Raw genomic sequence first — 6,000 nt, 5'->3', positions numbered from 1 at the left:
AAACACTGCAACCGCATCGAACAACCGATCCGGTTCCAGGGACAGTACTACGACGAAGAAACGGGGCTGCACTACAACCGGTTCAGGTATTATGATCCGGAGGTTGGGGCCTTTACGCAGCAGGACCCGATTGGGTTACTGGGAGGACATAATTGCTATTTATATGTACCCAACCCGTTGAAGTGGATCGACCCTTGGGGCCTGACTGCAAAACCAGGAGATTGCCCAAAAGGAAAGGCAACAATATACAAATATACTCCAACAGAAGAGAACCCTTTCGGACACTATAGTGTAGAAGTATCTCATAATGGGAAAGTATTACACACACACCAAGTTATAACGGCAGAAGATCACAGCACCACAACAATTGTTAGCGTGAACGATTACCCCCCTTCTCAACCAATCGCACATTCGAATATATTCGAATTACCCAACGCAATGAAAGCCCAAGAGTACCAACAGAATATAGAATGGAAGGAGCTTGGCGAATACGACCGAAAGCAGAACAGCTGTGTAACACATGTTTGTGAGGTCTTAAGAAAGGGAGGAATAGATGTCCCAAATTCCGCTCTTGGAGAGCTTAAATTTTTGAAAAAAGCAGGTTTTTAAATGGCGTACATAAAATGTTCCACTCACGGAGGCAATATAGCCAGCCTAGTCTCTGAAAAAGTATTAGACTTTGTTTTAGGAAAAGAAAAAGAAATTAATATAAAAAAAATAACTTACCAAGACAAAACTGGAAAATTCTATCACTTTTACGTAGATGATGACTTTATTAATGAAGTACAACAGCATATAGATTTCGACCTTAGACAAGTAATAACTTCCGAAGAAAAAGCATTTGAGCTATCTCTAGAACTAAAACCGGTTTGCCCCATATGCCTAAGGGACAAATTATCAAGAATTAAAAATTAAGCGAGGGTGTGAGGGTGTGAGGGTGTGAGGGTGTGAGGGTGTGAGGGTGTGAGGGTGTGAGGGTGTTCAAAATTCTGTGTCAGCCAAATAGCCTCACAGACTGATGTATTTCTCCAAGCGCTCGGGGAAGTGGATCGCCAGCTGCAGTATTTCTGGACACCCATAAAATAGAATACCCTCCTTAGCCTCATCGCCGACCGGCAAGGCCAGGCCAAAATCACCCACCACTACGACGCCTTCGGCAACTGAACGCATTTCGGGACACCCATAAAATGTAATCGAAAAGCCCCAGCGCCCGCTGCCTGCGCCAATGGGGCGCCCCCATCGACAGCCAGCCCACCTACAGCTACCAATTCGACTGGGACCAGGACGGCAAAGGTGTACATTTCGGGCCCCCATAAAACTGTAATCGAAAAGTCCCCACCACCCGCTACGCCTACAGCCACGCCGTCACCGCCCCCGATAAGGGAATATAACAACTACACTGAAGATCCTTATTTAGAAATAGTCTTGGTTTCAAGTAATAAGTGGAGAAGAGAAATAGCGTGTGCAATCACGGATACCGTGAACCCAGAGCTTTGCAAATCGCTTGCAGACGTTGCGCACTGAGTAAGTAGCACCAATCAGAGGCTTGAAGCGGCTTTCGACGTTACGGTTCAGGTAGAGCCAGTGCCTGGGGTCGATCTGCAGCCGTTCTAGAATCGGCGGCAGTCGCTCACCTCGGTCACACAGGAAAGCGTGGCGCACGCAGCGGGATACGCAATGGTAGTAAGGATTAGCTTCGCGAGAAATCAGGGATTTGTGCAGGCCTCCTATTTTGGCCATTCAATTTTCTGTATGGATAAACAGTATTTCTGTAAATAAAAAAATGTTGCAATATGGCTGGCATCTAAAGCTTTTTTGTTTTAAGGGCGTCCATAAACTGATTTTTAGGATTAAAACATGAAGATTATGTTTTCATGGAAAATATCGGAAGAGTTTGTTTTTCCATATTGTACATCGGACAATCTTAATAAAGATGATATAAGTATTTTATCTTGCCTTCTAATGGACGACGGAGGAATCCCTTATATCCAATCTATTCCTTGGATTCAGAAGGGTATTGAAAAAATAGACTCAGTCGTTAATGGTAAGGCTAAATCTGCTAGTTGGGACAGGGAGGCTTGGGGAGCATTGATAACTATTAATGGTGCAAAAATCTATTCTTTATTTGAAGAGGATTATTTTGAAGAAATTACATTAGAACAGCTTAGAATCGCTCTTATCTCTTGGATGAATTTTATAAAAACAAGACCAGAGCATGGTAAAAGCGAGGAAATAGAACTGTAAGTTATTTCAATACAATTTGCAGCCTAATACGCTTTTTATTTAATTAAATGTTTAAAATGCGTCCAAAAAATTTGCACCAGAAAAACAATCACACAGATACGCATAGAATAAGGCTTGCCCCTTGTGCATTCTCATCAGACTGGCTATTCAATACAAAATCGATGGTAATAAACGCATCGACATTTTTGGGACGGCAATGTACTGCTGCGCGAAACCATACGAACGAACAAAATTTTGCTAAAAACTGGACACCCGGCAATTTCGTCTTCCGGCTTAAACAGTTCCGCAGCGTTCCGTTCAAGGCTGCGTTGCAGCCATGACCACTACAAGCCCGGTGCAGAGAAATAGAGATCTAGACATCGCTGACTCCTCATAATGTGTTTATTCTTATCACTTGCACTCCGTAAGAAGCGCCACCTTTTTAACGCAAAAATTAAAATCCGTTGCTCACATTTCGCAGAGCCCCAACCTGGACACAGCAAAACAGAAACCCAGCAACAAAAAAGCGCGGAATAAATTCCGCGCTTTGAATTGAATTTTCGTGGACGATGAAAAAAGTTAGAGCGATGTCAGGAAGTTCAGGAGGTCCTGCTTTTGTGAGCTATTCAAGCTCTGATAAGCATCGTTGGCTGCCTGACCCTCACCGCCGTGCCAGAGAATCGCTTCTTCGATAGTACGCGCACGACCGTCATGCAGATACCCGTGTTGTGGCGAGCACACTTCATTGCCCTGTCCACCCTCAGGGTTTATCACCCCACCGGTAACACAGGCCGACAGCCCCAGCCCCCAAAGTGGAGCTGTCCGCCATTCGGCACCGCTGGCCTCTCCTTCACCCAGATTATCCGCAAGACCCGGTCCCATATCGTGTAACAAAAGATCTGTATAGGGGTGGATGGTCTGGTTGCGCAATTCTGCAAACGGGTGGTATTCACCGGTTTGATGTGTCGGGGTATGGCAACTGGCGCAACCGATATCAGTAAACAGTTGTTGGCCATTCAATACCGACGGATCATCATAATTCCGTTGCGGGCGCACGCCCAGTAGCGCAATGTATTTGGTCAGATCCTGCAAGTGGCTATCATCAAGTTCCGCGCCTGTCGCACCGCAGTCAGTCTGGCTGCTGCCGCAATCAGGCTGAGGGTATACTGACGTCATTACCCCCATGTCGGTGTTAAGTGCACGAGCTATCTGGTGGCGGATACTGGCCACACCGGCCTTCCAGCCGAAGCGACCCAATCTTGTCTCTCCAGTTTCCGGGTCAATTACGCGATTTACGCGCCCGGAAATGCCATCACCATTACTATCATCAGGATCCGCCAGCGCAACTACTGTGCTTTCATCAATAGCCTCCAGCAATCCCATACCTACGATCGCCGGTGCAATGCGCGCAGAAAATCGCTCCGGTACCACTCCGGTGAACGCAAAATTCGGTGAGCGGAGCCCATTCTCTTCACTCCAGCTGGCAATTGATACCTGCCCCTCACTGGCTGCACCATTAATGGCTTCTGGCTGTAAAGTGGAGCCGAGATACGGATCGGGACTGCCATCGGCAGCGGCCACCTTGAATGTCCATTTATCCAGTGGCTCGCCCACGGCGGCCGGTACCGCTCGACCGTTGCGTTCGTGACAGCTGGCGCAACTATCGTTGATATAGTGCGGACCGGCGAGCCCCATCATCGGCGTAAAGGGCGGGTTAGCCACCGGGTTTTCATCGTGCACACCATCTACGGCGGAACTGTGCACAATACGACGCCCTCGCATAAACGGCTGCGCATTGTCATAGCCGATATTAGTGGCCATCTGCATATAGTGGTTATCTGTCTCCCCTGATGTCATTGCGTGTATCGTGGTGTCACCACCGAGCCAGGCACTTTCAGGGATCTTGACTGAGTCTTTGATTCCGCCCAATGGAGTTGTGCCACCCACATCCCAAGGCACTAATCCTTCACCCACAATGTACAAAAAGGTAGTCCCGTAATAATTGGCGCGTCCGTTGGGTACGCTGGGGTCCAGGAACTGGCTGATTTCAAATTCCAGTTTGTCTCCTACCTGAATATTGCGGCCCTCACGGCAGTTATACGTCCGCTCTTTGTAATAGTTGTACTGATCGACCACCACCATCACACCGTTGTCGCAGTACTCAGCAACCGTTCCAACACCGCGATAAAACCAACGGTTTTCTGCTTCGGTATCACTCAGTTTGAACTGGGTGCGCACGTTCATACGTACCGAATCACCGCCCTTGGCGACCTCATCAATAATTTCGACGGATATAGTACGATGCTCCCAGTAAAAACTCAGATAATGATCGTAAGCCTGAAACATATCCTCCCTAGCATGGCGATCCCGCGCGCGATCCGAAAAACGGGTAACCAGCGCCGTCGGTGTTTCAAAAGTAATGGCCGGCTCCAATACAGTGTTACTGTCGTAGAGCGGAACGATAGTTCCTAGATCTACACCAGGGGAGGAGCCACCAGAGGAGGAGCCACTGGAAGAAGAGCTGCCGGAAGACGAGCTTCCCGAAGAGCTGCTGGAGCTGCTGCTACCAGAGCTACCGGAGCTGCCGCCAGACGAAGAAGATGAAGATGAGGACGAAGAAGAGGATGAAGATGAGTCACCTTGACCGGAAAATATATACTGTTTGGCTGGGATATTTTCACCCACGCCACCGGTAATTTTTGTAAAGGAAATATTTACCACATCCCCGGTGCTCAACCCGGTAATATTGTAGGTCCAAAGACCGTCTTCTTCGGTCATGCGCACATTTCTCTGCCCGCCGCCGTTTATTGAATAGTGTATATCTACAATATCACCACCAGTCACCCGCGCTTGAAAGGTGCTCTCATTCAGCTCTACCACACAGCCTGAATCGCAATTCGTCGAGCTGCCAAATACACCGAGCTCCCAGATGGAGTAACCCCAATAATTTCCGACACTGCGGCTAATCCCCTGAATACGTACATGTTGGTACACACCATCGACATCGACAATGTCGGTTCGATGTCCAAACTCACCACCTGTCTGTACGCTTAATGTGTCCCAGTCCACGCCGTTATTGGAACCCCAGATTTCATAAGTTTCCGGGTTGGCAGCCTCCCAGAATATTTCGACCCGGTCGAGGTCATAGGGCTGGCCTAGGTCCAGTGCAATCCAGGAAGGGTCTGTCTGCCCGAAGGACGCCCAGCGTGTCCCGGTATCTCCATCAATGGCGTTACTCGCGGGGAGAGCTTCAGTACTGGCAGAAACACTTGCCCCCGTTGCCAAGTTGGTTTGCTGCGCCAGAACGCTCTGGGGCAGCACGAGAGCCACAGCAACGGCAGCACAAGTTAGCAAAGAAATTTCGGAAACGGGAATAGTGTCACGTATTTTCGTGAATAGACGCATGGTCGAGTCTCGCTTCAGCACAATTGTTAATATTTGAGCGCGAGCGCGTCACGCTCGTATCAGTTCACCTCGAGTTTGAAGCTAGGCAGTCGGGCGGCCGATGTCGTCCCACTTTGGGGGATCTTCAAACATGGTGCAAAACAAGAAACCGAAATCGTCTACCTCGTCACATTGTCTCCGATTTTGAGCTGCGGTAGTGCTCAATAAATTCCATATGGCGATAAAAATTCGCCACTGTATCGCATACCAGACGGAGAATACTGGTGATAAATCCTTGTAAGTTCGTGCTCACTCATAACATCTATAATTGGGTGATAAGTTCCCAACATCAGCCCTTGGCCAAACATGTGACCTGAATCCAGGCCCATTAAA

Annotated in this window: 6 protein-coding genes; 3 read left to right on the top strand and 3 right to left on the bottom strand. The window is 48.3% G+C overall.

Annotation, left to right across the window (positions count from 1 at the left end; translation table 11 throughout):
• Both BM155_RS16790 and BM155_RS17085 read left to right on the top strand, forming a co-directional pair.
• A partial coding sequence (locus BM155_RS16790) for an RHS repeat-associated core domain-containing protein (protein ID WP_139223223.1) occupies positions 1 to 609 on the top strand: 609 nt, incomplete at its 5' end.
• Positions 610 to 915 (top strand): hypothetical protein, encoded by a 306-nt coding sequence (locus BM155_RS17085; protein ID WP_139223222.1) that lies wholly within the window; start codon positions 610 to 612, stop codon positions 913 to 915.
• A gap of 93 nt (positions 916 to 1,008) precedes the next feature.
• Here BM155_RS17085 and BM155_RS17295 read toward each other — a convergent pair whose 3' ends face one another.
• Both BM155_RS17295 and BM155_RS10570 read right to left on the bottom strand, forming a co-directional pair.
• Positions 1,009 to 1,170 carry a hypothetical protein gene (locus BM155_RS17295; protein WP_175487782.1) on the bottom strand — a complete coding sequence of 54 codons (162 nt, stop codon included), beginning with the start codon at positions 1,168 to 1,170 and terminating at the stop codon, positions 1,009 to 1,011.
• Between the two features lie 261 nt (positions 1,171 to 1,431).
• Positions 1,432 to 1,740 carry a hypothetical protein gene (locus BM155_RS10570; protein ID WP_074902974.1) on the bottom strand — a complete coding sequence of 103 codons (309 nt, stop codon included), beginning with the start codon at positions 1,738 to 1,740 and terminating at the stop codon, positions 1,432 to 1,434.
• Between the two features lie 117 nt (positions 1,741 to 1,857).
• Between BM155_RS10570 and BM155_RS16785 the strand changes: the two genes are divergently transcribed.
• Positions 1,858 to 2,244, top strand: coding sequence for a hypothetical protein (locus BM155_RS16785; RefSeq protein ID WP_067154770.1), 387 nt, complete (start codon positions 1,858 to 1,860; stop codon positions 2,242 to 2,244).
• Between the two features lie 558 nt (positions 2,245 to 2,802).
• Here BM155_RS16785 and BM155_RS10560 read toward each other — a convergent pair.
• Entirely contained in the window at positions 2,803 to 5,628 is a 2,826-nt protein-coding gene (locus BM155_RS10560) for a di-heme oxidoredictase family protein (protein ID WP_082817512.1), read from the bottom strand.
• Between the last annotated feature and the right edge of the window lie 372 nt (positions 5,629 to 6,000).

This window comes from Microbulbifer thermotolerans (assembly GCF_900112305.1).
Taxonomy (GTDB): domain Bacteria; phylum Pseudomonadota; class Gammaproteobacteria; order Pseudomonadales; family Cellvibrionaceae; genus Microbulbifer; species Microbulbifer thermotolerans.
The sequence above is the reverse complement of the archived record's forward strand: the minus strand, read 5'-3'. Positions and strand labels throughout refer to the sequence as shown.

What these genes read in the sequence shown, in the direction of transcription:
- BM155_RS17085 (WP_139223222.1), top strand. Translation starts at nt 610, where the DNA reads ATGGCGTACATAAAATGTTCCACTCACGGAGGCAATATAGCCAGCCTA.
- BM155_RS17295 (WP_175487782.1), bottom strand. Translation starts at nt 1,170, where the DNA reads ATGCGTTCAGTTGCCGAAGGCGTCGTAGTGGTGGGTGATTTTGGCCTG.
- BM155_RS10570 (WP_074902974.1), bottom strand. Translation starts at nt 1,740, where the DNA reads ATGGCCAAAATAGGAGGCCTGCACAAATCCCTGATTTCTCGCGAAGCT.
- BM155_RS16785 (WP_067154770.1), top strand. Translation starts at nt 1,858, where the DNA reads ATGAAGATTATGTTTTCATGGAAAATATCGGAAGAGTTTGTTTTTCCA.
- BM155_RS10560 (WP_082817512.1), bottom strand. Translation starts at nt 5,628, where the DNA reads ATGCGTCTATTCACGAAAATACGTGACACTATTCCCGTTTCCGAAATT.